Annotated in this window: 14 protein-coding genes and 1 pseudogene; 9 read left to right on the forward strand and 6 right to left on the reverse strand. The window is 65.1% G+C overall.

Features of this window, described 5'->3' with window-relative positions; translation table 11 throughout:
• Positions 1-68 precede the first annotated feature (68 nt).
• From ACFPOU_RS00085 to ACFPOU_RS00095, 3 genes and pseudogenes are all read left to right on the forward strand, one after another.
• Positions 69-465 (forward strand): annotated as a pseudogene (locus tag ACFPOU_RS00085) (Hcp family type VI secretion system effector).
• A gap of 10 nt (positions 466-475) precedes the next feature.
• Positions 476-904 (forward strand): hypothetical protein, encoded by a 429-nt coding sequence (locus tag ACFPOU_RS00090; protein WP_379715294.1) that lies wholly within the window; start codon positions 476-478, stop codon positions 902-904.
• Positions 901-1,089, forward strand: a complete 189-nt coding sequence (locus ACFPOU_RS00095; protein WP_379715297.1) for a hypothetical protein — start codon at positions 901-903, stop codon at positions 1,087-1,089. Before ACFPOU_RS00090 ends, ACFPOU_RS00095 begins: the two co-directional genes overlap by 4 nt.
• Positions 1,090-1,094: 5 nt before the next feature.
• Here ACFPOU_RS00095 and ACFPOU_RS00100 read toward each other — a convergent pair whose 3' ends face one another.
• A complete protein-coding gene (locus ACFPOU_RS00100) occupies positions 1,095-1,379 on the reverse strand; it encodes a hypothetical protein (RefSeq protein WP_379715300.1) in 285 nt (94 codons plus the stop codon).
• A gap of 109 nt (positions 1,380-1,488) precedes the next feature.
• Between ACFPOU_RS00100 and ACFPOU_RS00105 the strand changes: the two genes are divergently transcribed.
• On the forward strand, positions 1,489-1,833 hold the full coding sequence (locus ACFPOU_RS00105) for a type VI secretion system tube protein Hcp (RefSeq protein WP_379715303.1): 345 nt from the start codon (positions 1,489-1,491) through the stop codon (positions 1,831-1,833).
• A gap of 62 nt (positions 1,834-1,895) precedes the next feature.
• Here the strand turns inward: ACFPOU_RS00105 and ACFPOU_RS00110 are convergent, their stop codons facing one another.
• The 4 genes from ACFPOU_RS00110 to edd all read right to left on the reverse strand — a co-directional run bounded on the left by ACFPOU_RS00110 (position 1,896) and on the right by edd (position 5,810).
• Positions 1,896-2,456, reverse strand: a complete 561-nt coding sequence (locus ACFPOU_RS00110; protein ID WP_379715306.1) for an SRPBCC family protein — start codon at positions 2,454-2,456, stop codon at positions 1,896-1,898.
• Positions 2,457-2,529: 73 nt separating this feature from the next.
• On the reverse strand, positions 2,530-3,237 hold the full coding sequence (locus tag ACFPOU_RS00115; RefSeq protein WP_379715309.1) for a YceI family protein: 708 nt from the start codon (positions 3,235-3,237) through the stop codon (positions 2,530-2,532).
• 6 nt (positions 3,238-3,243) lie between these two features.
• Complete coding sequence (gene eda, locus ACFPOU_RS00120; protein ID WP_379715312.1) at positions 3,244-3,870, reverse strand: bifunctional 4-hydroxy-2-oxoglutarate aldolase/2-dehydro-3-deoxy-phosphogluconate aldolase; 627 nt, start codon at positions 3,868-3,870, stop codon at positions 3,244-3,246.
• A 20-nt stretch (positions 3,871-3,890) separates the two neighbouring features.
• Positions 3,891-5,810 (reverse strand): phosphogluconate dehydratase, encoded by a 1,920-nt coding sequence (edd, locus tag ACFPOU_RS00125; RefSeq protein ID WP_379715315.1) that lies wholly within the window; start codon positions 5,808-5,810, stop codon positions 3,891-3,893.
• A gap of 338 nt (positions 5,811-6,148) precedes the next feature.
• Between edd and pgi the strand changes: the two genes are divergently transcribed.
• The 4 genes from pgi to ACFPOU_RS00145 all read left to right on the forward strand — a co-directional run bounded on the left by pgi (position 6,149) and on the right by ACFPOU_RS00145 (position 11,247).
• Complete coding sequence (gene pgi / locus ACFPOU_RS00130) at positions 6,149-7,789, forward strand: glucose-6-phosphate isomerase (protein WP_379715318.1); 1,641 nt, start codon at positions 6,149-6,151, stop codon at positions 7,787-7,789.
• Between the two features lie 11 nt (positions 7,790-7,800).
• Positions 7,801-8,697 (forward strand): SMP-30/gluconolactonase/LRE family protein, encoded by an 897-nt coding sequence (locus ACFPOU_RS00135; RefSeq protein WP_379715321.1) that lies wholly within the window; start codon positions 7,801-7,803, stop codon positions 8,695-8,697.
• A gap of 215 nt (positions 8,698-8,912) precedes the next feature.
• On the forward strand, positions 8,913-10,388 hold the full coding sequence (gene zwf, locus ACFPOU_RS00140) for a glucose-6-phosphate dehydrogenase (RefSeq protein WP_379715324.1): 1,476 nt from the start codon (positions 8,913-8,915) through the stop codon (positions 10,386-10,388).
• A gap of 4 nt (positions 10,389-10,392) precedes the next feature.
• Positions 10,393-11,247, forward strand: a complete 855-nt coding sequence (locus tag ACFPOU_RS00145) for an SIS domain-containing protein (RefSeq protein WP_379715327.1) — start codon at positions 10,393-10,395, stop codon at positions 11,245-11,247.
• Between the two features lie 341 nt (positions 11,248-11,588).
• Here the strand turns inward: ACFPOU_RS00145 and ACFPOU_RS00150 are convergent, their stop codons facing one another.
• Positions 11,589-12,689: a DJ-1/PfpI family protein gene (locus tag ACFPOU_RS00150; RefSeq protein WP_379715330.1), complete on the reverse strand. Its 1,101-nt coding sequence runs from the start codon at positions 12,687-12,689 to the stop codon at positions 11,589-11,591.
• 239 nt (positions 12,690-12,928) lie between these two features.
• Here ACFPOU_RS00150 and ACFPOU_RS00155 point away from each other — a divergent pair, with 239 nt between their 5' ends.
• Positions 12,929-13,924, forward strand: coding sequence for a GlxA family transcriptional regulator (locus tag ACFPOU_RS00155; protein ID WP_379715333.1), 996 nt, complete (start codon positions 12,929-12,931; stop codon positions 13,922-13,924).
• The last annotated feature ends 180 nt before the right edge of the window (positions 13,925-14,104 follow it).

The following is a 14,104-nucleotide window of genomic DNA, read 5'->3' on the forward strand; positions in this document are numbered from 1 at the left end:
CGGTCGAATATGAAAAGCAGTATTTCCAGCGGCTCGCGAGTGTCTAGTAAACTCGTGGCGATTCAGGTATCAATGGCGAGTCGGAAGACGAACGGCACCGCAACTGGATTGAAGTGAATAACGTTCTCTACGCGGTCCACCAGCCAAGAGCCGGCGTAGTTTCGACCGCAGGCGGGCATACCACCGGGCGAGCCGACCTGTACCCGATTAACTTCACCAAGCTTGCTGACATAGCCTCCCCCGTCTTGTTACAAACCTGCGCCACCGGGAAGACCATTCCCAAAGCCTCTTTCGAGTTCATGCGGGCTGACGGTGACGGGAAGCCGATCCCCTACTTTAAGATCGAACTGCAAAACGTCATGATTGCCAGCATGACGCCGGACCTATACCAAGCAGAGCATCCGGGGCGGTACGCAGGGCAATACTTCGGGTAGCTGGGATTGCAGCGCCAACAAGGTGTGCTAACGGAGACGATATGACCCAGCCTTACGCGGGTGCGGCAATGATTCTCTGCCCGCTGGAAGTACGCGACTTCCAGCACGTTTGCGCCGTCATTGTGACAGGGAGCGGGATCAACGCATGCGGCCATACGCTACTACACGTCGGCGAAAGTTGGAGTTGGTATGTCCACATCGCTGGCCCGTATAAATTGCCTAAATGGATGCCCGAGAGTAACTATACGCGGTACTTGAAGGAAAACGGCAAGCGTGAAATTCGCCGCTGGCCTCTCAAGCTGCCCAACCCTAAGGGAGCGCACGACAGGATGCATGAACTGATGCAAAAGCCGTGGCTATGGGGCGCTGTGGTGCATAACTGCACTTCCTTTGCGGAAGACGTTGTTCGGGCAGGTGGCAGTAAAGCCGTGCAGTATTTCAATTGTCCTGCTGCGGAGCCATTCGCATGAAGAAGACGCTCACTTCACTCGGCATCGCCTTGGTAATGGCTGCACTTGTCTGGACTTCAATCATCTTCTTCGACCCCGGCATGAATTTCGACAAGGCATATAACATCATCGGCCTCTCGTTCATAGGCTCAGCAGTCCTCGCAGCCCTAGTGTTGACGCTTCGGGGTCGCCGTCAGAGTGGATAAAAGTTTCAGCACTGGTGTGCAGACTGCCACAAGTTCACCATTTCATGAATGAACCAGTGCTGATTAGTGACGGATGCCTGGGCATAGTCTTCAAGGAAGCAGGAACGGTGGAAGTACATGCTGCCGTTCGGCGTCATCGCGCAGTTCTTGGGCTGCAAGGGCATGTAGCGCCGCGCATGGATACGCACCCGCCAATAGTTAATGGCATCGCGGAACAGCAGGGACGCCAGCGCAATTTCCCCCTTGGTCAGCGGGCGCGCTCTAGTACGCATATTGAAGTGATTTCCCATCTGACGACGTTGCAGGAATTATAGACGACTACCGTTGACAACTGCCAATGCCGACCTCGTAAAGCTGGGCAACAATCGTCCGCTTGCTCAAGCTATGACGGAGGAAAGAATGACCGACGCATACCTGAAGATCGAGGGCATCAACGGAGAATCGGAAGACGACCGCCACCGTAACTGGATCGAAGTAAGCAACGTCATGTACGCTGTCAACCAGCCAAGGGCCGACACGCTATCAACGGCTGGCGGACACACCAGCGGCAGGGCCGAACTTTACCCGAGCTTCTACTCCGTGCTTCCATCGCACATCTGTCGCTCTCGGTCCCACCTGCCACCACGGTCCAGGCAACTGTCGAATCGCACTTCGTTGCGCAACCAAAGGTTAGCGACGACCAGTAACGCAAGCACGCACGCCCCAAGTAGAAATTTTGTACTGTTCATTCGTATTGGTCAGTAGAGATCAGGGGAGTTCAAAAGTTCGTTCCTAGCCGTATCAGGCGGTCTAGGGCATGGCTGCTACTAGTCCTGCCGATCCAGTCGCAACAAGGCTGCCGCCATCATCCTGGCAACATCCTTTTTTACCACGCCGGTTCCCACGATTCCCGGTACATCGAACTTCGGTACGATGGTCGATGTGTAGACCACCCTGGTGCCCGCGGCGCCGGCCAGAGGACTGAGCTCCCAGCTGGCCCGGTAGACTTTCAGGTCGCCTTCGACCAGGCCGATGTCGATCCGGTCCGGCGCCCGTTCGTTCACCTGTACCAGCAAGCGGATCGTCCGGCTGAAGAACAGGAAGCGGGCAGTGCCCAGTTGTTCGACGATTACCGTGTCGCCATTACGGGACACCACGCGCGTACTGGTCAGGTTCGGCAGGTAGTCGGCCAGGTGGTTGTAATCGGTCAGAATGCGCCAGACAACGGCCGGGGCGGCCTTCACCGTGCCGCTCGACGAGATCTGGTAGACCTTGTCGCCTTCTGCGCCATCGACGCGCTCCACGTCCAGTTCGAACTTGGGCACGCCGGGCTGCGCCGCGGCCAGGGCGGCGGCCGAGACCGACAAGGCGCAAGAGAGCAACAGCATGTTTGAGATACGATTCAGCATTCGCCGAGCGTAACATGCGGATAGGCGTGCGGCGCAAGCGTGCAGCGTACTGTCACCCGTCCGGGGAATCGACGCTCGGCCGCCGGCGCCGCGCCACGATGTGGTAGCGCACCTCCAGCTCGTCCTGCACCGAGAGCAGTCCGCCCCCGACTGAAAACGGCACGATGCCGAAATCCGTCTGCTTCAGGCGCGCCGTGCCGCTTGCTGTCACCTGGGCCGCATCGACCCGCACCGTGGCCGGCAGCGCCAGCGATCGCGTCGCGCCGTGCAGGGTGACCGCGACGCGTAGCTGGCCGTCGGCCTGTTGCTGCGCATGCAGCGTCACCACCGGATAGCGTTGCGCCTCGAGTACCAGACCGAGCATGTTCGTGCGCGTGCCTTCGACCGCTTGCGCGGACGGTTGTTTGCCGATGCCCGCGTCGCGCAGCAGTTGCGGCTCGTCGACGGTCATCTGGTCGATACGAAAAGAAAGGTTGGCGCTGCCCGCGTCGGGCGCGACAAAGCCAGACAGCGTGCGGCTGGCCACGACGTGGTCGTGCCCGAGCCGCGCCATCAGGCCGGCGCGGCGTACCGTGACGGCGACCAGCGAGGCTTGCGGATCGACTGCGTAGACCGCGGCACCGGAACCCGCCCTTGCGCGGTACGCGCCCGGATCGGCTCCCTGATCCGGCACGGGCGGCGCCAGCTGCCGGCCGCAGGAAGCCAGCAGCGCTACCAGCGCGATCCCGCCCGCCGTCGGCGGGCGCCAACGGCGTCTCATCGAGACTTACTTGCGCAGCGCCGAGGCGGCGCGCGCCAGCTCGGTGATGCGGTCCCAGTCGCCGGCCATGATCGCGTCCTTCGGCGTGAGCCAGGAGCCGCCGACGCAGGCCACGTTCTTGCAGGCCAGGAAGGCGGGCGCGGTATCGATCGAGATGCCGCCGGTCGGGCAGAAGGTCACGTCCGGCAGCGGGCCGGCGATCGCGTTGAGCATGCCGACGCCGCCGGCCGGCACCGCCGGGAACAGTTTCAGTTGCCTGAATCCCGCCTCGCGCGCGGCCATCACCTCGGACGGCGTCATCACGCCCGGCAGCAGCGGCAGGCCGCTCTTTTTCGCTGCCTCGATCAGCGCATTGGTCAGGCCCGGCGAGACGCCGAACACGGCGCCGGCGTCGCGCGCGGCGGCGAATTCATCGCCTTGCGTCAGGGTGCCGACGCCGACGATGGCGCCTTCGACCTGGGCCATGTCGCGGATGGCCTGCAAGCCGTACGCGGTGCGCAGGGTTACCTCGAGCACGCGGATGCCGCCGGCTACCAGCGCTTTCGCGAGCGGCACGGCGTGGGCGGGATCGTCGATGGCGATTACGGGAATCACGCTCGCCGAGCGCATGATGTCAAGTACGGTCATGGTCATGGTAGTGGTCACTTCGGTAGTCACTTCGGGGTCTTGAACAGGAAGTCTTCATCGGAGCCGGGCATGATGTCGCCGCTGTCGGCGCCCTCATGCAAGGGCACGGTGGTGTGCTTCGGCGACGGCAGCGGGAACGTCGCCGCGCCCTCTTCCGCCGCGCTGCTGGAATTGCGGAACATGGAGAACAGCTCGCGCCCCATGCCGATGTGGGACGACGAGATGTCGGCCGTCACCTGCGTGCGCGCTTCCCAGACCTCGCTCGGGACCAGGGCTTCCAGCGTGCCGGTAGCGGCGCAGACGCGGATGATGTCGCCGTCGCGCACGCGCCCCAGCGGGCCGCCGGCCAGGATTTCCGGCGACACGTGGATCGCCGCCGGCACCTTGCCCGACGCACCCGACATGCGGCCGTCGGTGACCATGGCCACGTGGTGGCCGGCGTCCTGCAGGTTCGACAGCGCAGGGGTCAGCGCGTGCAGCTCCGGCATGCCGTTGGCACGCGGACCCTGGAAGCGGATCACGGCCACGAAATCGCGGTTCAGGTGGCCCGCCTTGTACGCGTGCATGAAGTCTTCCTGCGAATTGAAGGTGAGCGCGGGCGCTTCGACGGTCTGGTGTTCGATCTTGACGGCCGAGACCTTCATCACGGCGCGGCCGAGATTACCCTTGACCAGCACCATGCCGCCGTTGCTGCTGAACGGGTTCGAGGCCGACCGCAGCACCGACTCGTCGCCCGACTGCGCCGCCACGTCCTTGAAGACGACCTTGCCGTCTTCGCCCAGGAAAGGCTCCTTGCAGTGCTTGCGCAGGCCGTGGCCGAGGATGGTGTTGACGTCGTCGTGCGCCAGGCCCGCGTCGAGCAGTTCGCGGATCACGAAGCCGGGGCCGCCGGCGGCCTGGAAGTGGTTCACGTCGGCGTCGCCGTTCGGGTAGATGCGGGTCAGCATCGGCACCACTTTCGACAGCGCATCGAAGTCGTTCCAGTCGATGACGATGCCGGCCGCGCGCGCGATGGCGACCAGGTGCAGCGTGTGGTTGGTCGAGCCGCCGGTCGCATGCAGCGCGACGATGGCGTTGACGATGCTCTTCTCGTCGACAATATGCCCGACCGGCATGTAGTTGCCGCCCTGCTGGGAAATCGCCACCGCCTGGTGCGAGGAAGCGCGCGTGAGCGCATCGCGCAGCGCCGTGCCCGGCGTGATGAAGGCGGCGCCCGGCAAGTGCAGGCCCATCATCTCCATCAGCATCTGGTTGCTGTTGGCGGTGCCATAGAAGGTGCAGGTGCCGGCGCCGTGGTAGGACGCCGATTCGCACTCGAGCAGTTCTTCGCGCGTGGCCTTGCCCTGCGCGTAGAGCTGGCGCACGCGCGCCTTTTCCTTGTTCGACAGGCCGGACGTCATCGGGCCGCCGGGCACGAACACGGCCGGGATGTGGCCGAAGTGCAGTGCCCCGATGAGCAGGCCCGGCACGATCTTGTCGCAGATGCCCAGGTACAGGGCGGCGTCGAACATGTTGTGCGACAGCGCCACGGCGGTCGACATGGCGATGGTGTCGCGCGAGAACAGGGACAGTTCCATGCCCGGCTGGCCTTGCGTGACGCCGTCGCACATGGCCGGCACGCCGCCCGCGAACTGGGCCACGGCGCCGGTGTCGCGCACGGCCTCCTTGATCAGGGCGGGAAAATATTCGAACGGCTGGTGCGCCGACAGCATGTCGTTGTAGGACGAGACGATCGCCACGGATGGCTTCTTGGTTTCGCGCAGCTTCAGCTTGTCGTTGGCGGGAAAGGCGGCGAAACCATGGGCCAGGTTGGTGCACGACAGCGCGCTACGCTGCACGCCCCCTATCCTGGCCGCTTCCAGGTGCGCGAGGTAGGCCGCGCGCGAGGCGCGGCTGCGCTCGATGATCCGGTTCGTTACCTGTTCAACTACGGGATGCAGCGCCATGATCGTTCCTTCGAAATTGTTTTCTGAAATTTTACTACAAAACGGGAATGGAATTGTGTGCGGCGAAGATTTTGCGGCACCCGGACGGTGATGGCGCGTGAACTTCGTCCGATGCACCGTCCACAGCACCCCGGGACCAGCTGCGGACATGCTCGTCCACGCACGTCAAGCGCCGGGAAACAGGGGTGCCGACTCTTGCGTCGACGCGGGTGAGGCGCCGATCAAACGCAGCACCTCCGGCGCCTGCCAGGCGGTGCCCGGAACGACCATGTAGTGAATTTACGCGCCATTCCTGTATGATTCGATAACTTGTTCAAAACAACATCGCGTACGCTCTCATGACCACGTTTCTCACCAGAACCACCGCTTTCCAGGCCCTCGAAACCCACGCCGTCGAGGCCGAAGACTGGGGGATGCGGCAGCTGTTCGCGGCCGACCCGGCACGCTTCGAGCGCATGTCGATCGAGGCCGCCGGCCTGTTCCTAGACTATTCAAAAAACCGCCTTGACGGGCGCACGCTTGAACTGCTGGCCAGCCTGGCGCGCGAGCGCGGCGTCGAAAGCCGGCGCGACGCCATGTTCGCCGGCGAAAAGATCAACAACACCGAAAACCGCGCCGTCCTGCACACCGCCCTGCGCGCCCCGCGCGACGCGGCCCTGGTCGTCGACGGCCAGGACGTGCCGGCCGACGTGCATGCCGTGCTGGCGCGCGTCAAAACCTTCACCGATGCCGTGCGCAGCGGCGACTGGCGCGGCCACACGGGCAAGCCGATCAGCACCATCGTCAACATCGGCATCGGCGGCTCCGACCTCGGCCCGAAGATGGTCTGCCTGGCCCTGCGGCCCTACAGCCACCCGGGCCTGGCCCTGCACTTCGTTTCGAACGTCGACGGCCACGACATGGATGCCGTGCTCGAGAAGGTGGACCCGGAAACCACGCTCTTCATCATCGCCTCGAAGACTTTCACCACGGCCGAGACCATGATGAACGCGCAGACCGCGCGCCGCTGGTTCCTGGCCCAGGCGCAGGAAACCGCGCTGGCCAGGCACTTCGTCGCCGTGTCGACCAACGTGGAGGCGATCGAGGCCTTCGGCATCGACCCGGTGAACATGTTTCCGTTCTGGGACTGGGTCGGCGGACGCTATTCGGTGTGGTCGGCAATCGGCCTGCCGGTCGCGCTGGCGGTCGGCTTCGGCTATTTTTCCGACTTCCTGGCCGGCGCCCACGCCATGGACCAGCACTTCCGCGGCGCGCCCGTGGAAGAAAACATGCCGATGCTGCTGGCCCTGGTCGGTTTCTGGAACCGCCAGTTCCTCGGCTGCACGTCGGTCTCGATCGCGCCCTACCACCAGGACCTGAACCGCTTCCCGGCCTACCTGCAGCAGCTCGACATGGAGAGCAACGGCAAGCGCGTCACGCGCGACGGCGAGCCGGTCGACACCCCGACCTGCCCCGCCATCTGGGGCGAGCCGGGCACCAACGGCCAGCATGCCTACTTCCAGCTGCTGCACCAGGGCACCGACGTGACGCCGATCGACTTCATCGCCGCGCTGCGCCCGGCGCACGAGCTGCACGGCCATCACACGGCCCTGCTGGCGAACTGCTTCGCCCAGTCGGAAGCCTTCATGAAGGGCAAGACGATCGACGAAGTGCGCCTCGACCTGCAGGAACAGGGCCTGGCCCTGGCCGAGATCGAACGCCTGGCGCCGCATAAGACCTTCCCCGGCAACCGGCCGAGCAACACGATCCTGATGGAATACCTGACCCCGAGCACGCTCGGCGCGCTGATCGCGCTCTACGAGCACAAGACGTTCGTGCAGGGCGTGCTGTGGGACCTGAACAGCTTCGACCAGTGGGGCGTCGAGCTGGGCAAGGTCCTGGCCAGGAAGATCGAGGCCGAGCTGGCCGGCGAAGCGCAGCCGGCGCGGCACGACAGTTCCACCAACGGCCTGATCGCGCGCGCGAAGGCCGCCGTATGATTGGCCTCCCCATGAAAAAACGGAAAATCGACGTCCTCCACGACCAACCGATGCAGGTGGGCGAATGCCCGCTCTGGCATGACGTGGAATCGGCCCTGTACTGGGTCGACATCGACGGCTTGACCGTGAACCGGGTGCACCCGGCCAGCGGCAAGTTCTCGAGCTGGAAGATGGGCTCGGAACCGTCGGCGATCGCTGTCGACGGCGACAACAACCTCGTCGTCGCCACGCGCACCGGCTTCGTGCGCCTGAACACGACCAGCGGCGAGATCACCGACATCTGCCCTGCCCCGTACGACACGGCCGTCATGCGCTTCAACGATGGCCGCGTCGACCCGGCGGGCCGCTTCTGGGTCGGTACCATGTACGAGCCGCGCGACAAGCCGGCCGCCGAGATGTACGTGCTCGAGCGCGACGTGCTGCGCCTGGCCTGGTCGGGCGGCATGACGAACTCGAACGGCCTGGCCTGGAGCCCGGACGGCCGCACCATGTTCCACGCCGACACCACCAGCCACCGCATCGACTGCTACGATTTCGATGCCGCGACGGGCACCGCGTCGAACGGGCGCAGGCTCGTCACCTTCCCGAGCGACAAAACCTCGCCCGGCTACGGCGGGCGTCCCGACGGCGCGGCGGTCGACGCCGACGGCAACTACTGGATCGCGATGTTCGAGGGCGGGCGCCTGCTGCAGCTCTCGCCGACAGGCGCACTGCTGCGCGAAGTCGCGCTGCCGCTGCGCTGTCCGACCGCGGTCACCTTCGGCGGCGCCGACCTGCGCACGCTATATGTCACCAGCGCCAGCCACGGGCGTTCCGCGGCGGAGCTGGCGCAGTATCCGCTGACGGGCATGGTGCTGTGCATACGGGTGGATGTGGCAGGGCGGGTGCAGACCGAATACAGGCGTTGACCGAAGCGGTGCGGGGTCCATGGCGTGGCACTTCCGGGCCCTGCGCTGGCGCCCTGCGCACGCCGTCTCCCTCCCGCGCCGTCTCCCTCCCGCGCTTGGCATCATCGACACCCGTCGATTCGTCCGTTACGTAGTAGAATTTCTTGCTAAGTACATATTCATGTAGTAAATTTACATGGACGGTATTCTTTCCCTTACGCGACACGACTGACACCATGGCTCTTTCCGATTTCGATCTCGTTCTCTTTGGCGGTAGCGGCGACCTCGCGATGCGCAAACTCCTGCCGGCGATGTATGCGCGCGACGTCTGCGCCGACCTGCCGGCCAGCGCCCGCATCATCTGCGTCGGACGCGACAAGAGCACGCACGACGACTTCCTGCACTTCGTCGACACGCACTCTAAGCAGCACATCAAGGACCAGGACAGCGTCGACGAAGGCAAGTGGCGGCGTTTCCTCGAGCGCATCACCTACATCGCGCTCGACGCGACCGACGTGAACACCTTCGGCCCGCTGGCCGAGGTCTTGCGCAAGGACGAAGCGATTACGCGCGTCTACTACCTGGCCACGCCGCCGCACCTGTTCGCGCGCATCTGCGACAACCTGAAGGCCACCGGACTGGCCACCCCCGGCTCGCGCGTGGTGCTGGAAAAGCCGCTCGGGCGCGACCTGGCCTCGGCCAAGCAGATCAACCTGGAGGTCGGCAAGGTCTTCGCCGAATCGCAGATCTACCGGATCGACCACTACCTCGGCAAGGAGACCGTGCAGAACCTGCTGGCGCTGCGCTTCGGGAACGTGCTGTTCGAGCCGCTCTGGCGCCGCGAATGGATCTCGGACGTGCAGATCACGATCGCCGAGAAGATCGGCGTGGGCAACCGCCTCGGCTACTACGACACCTCGGGCGCGCTGCGCGACATGCTGCAGAACCACCTGCTGCAGCTGCTGTGCATCGTGGCGATGGAGCCGCCGACCTCGATCGCGCCGGACGCCGTGCGCGACGCCAAGCTGCAGGTGCTGCGTTCGCTGAAGCGCTTCACGCCGACCACGCTCACGCAGAACATCGTGCGCGGCCAGTACCGCGCCGGCCATGTCGACGGCCAGGCCGTGCCGAGCTACCGCGAGGAGCCGGACGCGCCGAAAGCGTCGAAGACCGAGACCTTTGTCGCCATGAAGGCCGAGATCGACACCTGGCGCTGGGCCGGCGTGCCTTTCTACCTGCGCACCGGCAAGCGCATGGCCGACCGCCTGGCCGAGATCGTGGTGCGTTTCAAGCAGATTCCGCATTCGATCTTCAATCAGCCGACGTCGAGCTTCCAGCCCAACAGCCTGGTGATCCGCCTGCAGCCGGACGAAGGGCTGTCGCTGAACCTGATGGCGAAAACGCCGGGCGATTCCATGCGCCTGAAGCAGGCCGAACTCGAACTCGACTTCCGCGAGCAGTTCAAGACGCCGCGCATGGAAGCCTACGAACGCCTGCTGCTCGATGTGCTGCGCGGCCAGCTGACCCTGTTCATGCGCGGCGACGAACTGGAAGCGGCCTGGGAATGGGTCGAGCCGATCCTGAACCACTGGGAGCAGGACGACACCGCGCCGGTGCCGTACGCGTCCGGCACCTGGGGTCCGGCCGCATCGTCGGCCCTGATCGGCCGCGACGGCTTGCAGTGGCGCGAAGAAGCGCTGCCGGAAGACTGATCCGATGCTGCTCGACTCGATCCGTACCCAGCTCGACTCGCTCTCGAAGTCCGAGCGCAAGGTGGCGCTGGCCGTGCTGGAAGCGCCCAGCGCCACGGTCAGCCAGAACATCACGGCGCTGGCGAAGAACGCGCAGGTGTCGGAGCCGACCGTGGTGCGTTTTTGCCGCACGCTCGGCTACGACGGCTGGCACGAGTTCAAATTAAAACTCGCGCAAGGCCTGGCGCTGGCCCTGCCGAGCGCGAACGAGCAGCCGGCCCAGGACGATCTCGCAGCGGACCTGGTGAATAAGATTTGCAGCCGCTCGATCAACACCCTGCTCGACCTGCGCAACAACCTCAACGCCGAATCGGTGCAGAAGGCGCTCGACATCCTTTCGCGCGCGAACAAGATCGAGTTCTACGGCCAGGGCACGTCGGGCATCGTCGCCGCCGACGCCCAGCACAAGTTCTTCCGCTCCGGCGTGCCGACGGTGGCCTACGCCGACCCGGCCATCCACTCGATCGCGGCGGCGCTGCTGCGCGAAGGGGACGCCGTGGTGGCGATCTCGCAGCGCGGCAACAATCCGCAACTGGTGCGTTCGGCGAAGCTCGCGCGCCGCGGCGGCGCCGACGTGATCGTGCTGGCGCCGTCCGGCACCCCGCTGGCCGACATGGCGAGCGTGCTGATCCCGATCGACCTCGTCTTCAACATCGACCCCTACACGCCGATCTCGGCGCGCCTGGCCTACCTGGTCGTGATCGACGTGCTGGCGGTGGGCCTGGCGCTGCAGCGCGGGCCGGAATTCCGCAAGAAGATGCAGAACGCGCAGAAGGCCTTGCAGGAATTCGATATGCAATTCGACTCCTTCATCGGCTGATCGCAACCGACCTAACTATTTATCTCGTTTGGCAGCAACAGCAGATTACGCCAACAGCTGGAGAGCTGGGGTCAAGAGCTGGGGTCAGGTCTGACAATCGAACACGGCCTCAACTATACCGCCAGGAAAACGCGCTTTTGCATCGCGTTTTAACCGCGCGGTACTGCGCAGCGCCAGACGCAACGGCAGAGGCCGTGTTCTGATGTCAGACCTGACCCCAGCTTCCCAGCTTCATAGCTTCATAGCTTTCATCGGCGACGGAACTTGCGGCCGGGCAGGTCAACATGGACAGTGCGGCACGCGGCGAAGTAGCCTGCCGCCTCGCCCTCGCAACCCCGCACTCAATTCCATGCGTACTCGAAGTCGTAAGCCACTCCGGTCGCGGTCCTCGTTCCATACAGGGCCGCGATGTCGCCCAGAATGCCGTCGAATACCTGCGCGCCGGGCGCTGGCGTCAGGGGCGCGACGACGCGCGCCGGCGCTTGCCCCCCTGGTATCACGATATCGGGCAGGAACGCCAATCCACTGCGCGTCGATACCGGCGCCGTACCGTCCGACAGCGCGTACGCCCTGCTGCGTCCCGTGCGCGTGTAGGCGTCCATGGTAAGCGCCAGCATCACATCGTCCACCCCGGCACTCAGCGGCACGCCGATCGCTTCGGTCCTGAAAAACCAACGGTTGAGGTATTTGGTGACGGCATAGGGCATCAGGTTGACGCCAAAGCGTGGGACGAAGGCGTCGCTGTTATGCGCCGTGCCCCATTCGCGCACGCCATACCGGGCGCCCAGTTCCTTGGCCACGGCATGCCCGGCGATGGCTTCGACCAGACGCAGCGCCGTGGGAATCGCCGCGCTGATGCCGGCGCTCGAGACGATGCCGGCATCGACGACATAGCGGGTGTTCCCGACCCACTCGGTACGGGGGTATTGCGCCTGGCGCAGCTTGGCGGTGAACCAGTGCGCGGTGGCGCGGCGGCCTTCGAGCACGCCTGCAGCGGCCAGTACCAGCGCGCCGTCGCAGATGCTGACCAGCGTCGCGCCTTTGTCGCGCTGCTCCCTGATCCACGCGAGCAGGCGGGGATTGTCCTTCCTGACGACGGCCGGCACGATCACGTAGTCGGCCCCTTGCGGATAGTCCGCGTCGAACCGATCGGCCGTGGCCTGCGGCACGAGCCGGAGCGACGTGGGCTGCATGACGACGGCGCCGGGCGCAATGGCCAGGGCGACGACGTCCGCTCTGCCCGATTGCGCCAGCAGGCTGTAAGGGATGACGTAGTCGGTCAGTTCCGTTCCGCTGTTTTCGCCGATGACCGCAACGACCGGCCGGGCGCGTCCGAAGCGCGCCTCGTACGCAGCAATGGTCTCCTCGCGCGACAGCGCCGGTCGCGTCGCGGGCTCGCCGGCGGCGGCCCGTGCAGATGCGAACGACAGACCGATGGCCATGGAGATGAGCAGTATGCGGGCGCGTAAGGATAAGAGCATGGTTCGGCCAAAGGTCTGGTGGTTGATGTCCCCATTATCGACAGGCGTGCGTGGCGGGACAGACAAGCTTCGCTGCTTTTCTGCCAAATAGCCGGGCCGGCCCGCGGCGGCGCGTCGAAGGCGGCCTCTATAATGAACACGCGCAGTTCCCATGCGACGAACCTGTTTGCGGTTTTCTAGCCATGCCATCCACGTCATCCATGCATCGCATTGTCATCGTTGCCTTTCCCCCGGCCCAACTGCTGGACGTCAGCGGTCCGCTCGACGTATTCAGCATGGCCAATGGAGCCGCACAGGCGGCGGGCACTTGCGCTCCTTACGAACTTGTCCTGGCAGGGCCCCAGGCCGGCCCGGTGCCGACCACGTCCGGCGTCGCGCTGATCGCTACCCATTCCCTGTACGACCCGGACCTGCGTGCTGACACGCTGCTGCTGGCCGGCGGCGCCGGCGCCAGGATGGCGATCCGCGATACCGGCCTGGTTGCCGCATTGACGGCCTTGTGCTGCCGCGCGGGCCGGGTCGGCTCGATCTGCACCGGCGCCTTCCCGCTGGCGGCGACCGGTCTGCTCGACAAAGCCAGGGCCACCACGCACTGGGCCCACTTCGACGAGTTTGCAGGCCTCTTCCCCAACGTCGAACTCGACCGGCACGCGCTTTTCGTCAACGACGGGCGCTGCCACAGCTCGGCCGGCATCTCGGCCGGAATCGACTACGCACTGGCGCTGGTCGAGGCGGACCTGGGCCGCAAGCTGGCCTTGCAAGTGGCGCAAGGCCTGGTCGTCTTCCTGAAGCGCCCGGGCGGCCAGGCCCAGTTCAGTGCCCAGCTTGCCGCCGAGGCAGCGGCGCCCGACCCGGACCGGTTCTCCGTATTGGCCGGGTGGATGGCCGACAACCTGGCAGGCGACCTGTCGGTGCCGATCCTGGCGGACCGGATGGCAATGAGTCCGCGTAATTTTGCGCGGCGCTTTGCCGAAACAATGCAGATCGCGCCCGGAAAATATGTCGAACGCCTGCGGGTCGATGCGGCGCGCCGGCTGCTGACCGGCAGCGACCTGCCGTTGCAGCGCGTGGCCGCGCGCTGCGGTTTTGCATCGGCCGAAGCGATGCGTGTCGCTTTCAAAAAACATATCGATACCGCGCCGAACGCGTTTCGCGCGCGCTTTCGTACGACCGCTGGCGGAGACAGGTCGGCGTGACGGGCAGGCGGCCAACCATGCCAGCGACATGCAGTTCGCCGGACCTTCGATCCGTGCCTCGTCCGGTCGAGCTGCCAACGCCCGACCTGCACTTCTTCCGGCAGCCCGATCGCGAACGCATCGCGCGCCGCCCTGGAGGCGCATGGCGATGGCGCACGTCGAGGGCCGTCGCCGGCCTGC

It is taken from the genome of Massilia jejuensis (assembly GCF_042656795.1).
Taxonomy (GTDB): domain Bacteria; phylum Pseudomonadota; class Gammaproteobacteria; order Burkholderiales; family Burkholderiaceae_D; genus Telluria; species Telluria jejuensis.

Bases quoted from the DNA above. Each gene is read 5' to 3' on its own strand.
- ACFPOU_RS00095 (WP_379715297.1), top strand. From the start codon at position 901: ATGAAGAAGACGCTCACTTCACTCGGCATCGCCTTGGTAATGGCTGCA.
- ACFPOU_RS00145 (WP_379715327.1), top strand. From the start codon at position 10,393: ATGCTGCTCGACTCGATCCGTACCCAGCTCGACTCGCTCTCGAAGTCC.
- ACFPOU_RS00155 (WP_379715333.1), top strand. From the start codon at position 12,929: ATGCATCGCATTGTCATCGTTGCCTTTCCCCCGGCCCAACTGCTGGAC.
- ACFPOU_RS00090 (WP_379715294.1), top strand. From the start codon at position 476: ATGACCCAGCCTTACGCGGGTGCGGCAATGATTCTCTGCCCGCTGGAA.
- ACFPOU_RS00105 (WP_379715303.1), top strand. From the start codon at position 1,489: ATGACCGACGCATACCTGAAGATCGAGGGCATCAACGGAGAATCGGAA.
- pgi (WP_379715318.1), top strand. From the start codon at position 6,149: ATGACCACGTTTCTCACCAGAACCACCGCTTTCCAGGCCCTCGAAACC.
- ACFPOU_RS00110 (WP_379715306.1), bottom strand. From the start codon at position 2,456: ATGCTGTTGCTCTCTTGCGCCTTGTCGGTCTCGGCCGCCGCCCTGGCC.
- zwf (WP_379715324.1), top strand. From the start codon at position 8,913: ATGGCTCTTTCCGATTTCGATCTCGTTCTCTTTGGCGGTAGCGGCGAC.
- edd (WP_379715315.1), bottom strand. From the start codon at position 5,810: ATGGCGCTGCATCCCGTAGTTGAACAGGTAACGAACCGGATCATCGAG.
- ACFPOU_RS00115 (WP_379715309.1), bottom strand. From the start codon at position 3,237: ATGAGACGCCGTTGGCGCCCGCCGACGGCGGGCGGGATCGCGCTGGTA.
- ACFPOU_RS00135 (WP_379715321.1), top strand. From the start codon at position 7,801: ATGAAAAAACGGAAAATCGACGTCCTCCACGACCAACCGATGCAGGTG.
- ACFPOU_RS00100 (WP_379715300.1), bottom strand. From the start codon at position 1,379: ATGGGAAATCACTTCAATATGCGTACTAGAGCGCGCCCGCTGACCAAG.
- ACFPOU_RS00150 (WP_379715330.1), bottom strand. From the start codon at position 12,689: ATGGCCATCGGTCTGTCGTTCGCATCTGCACGGGCCGCCGCCGGCGAG.
- eda (WP_379715312.1), bottom strand. From the start codon at position 3,870: ATGACCATGACCGTACTTGACATCATGCGCTCGGCGAGCGTGATTCCC.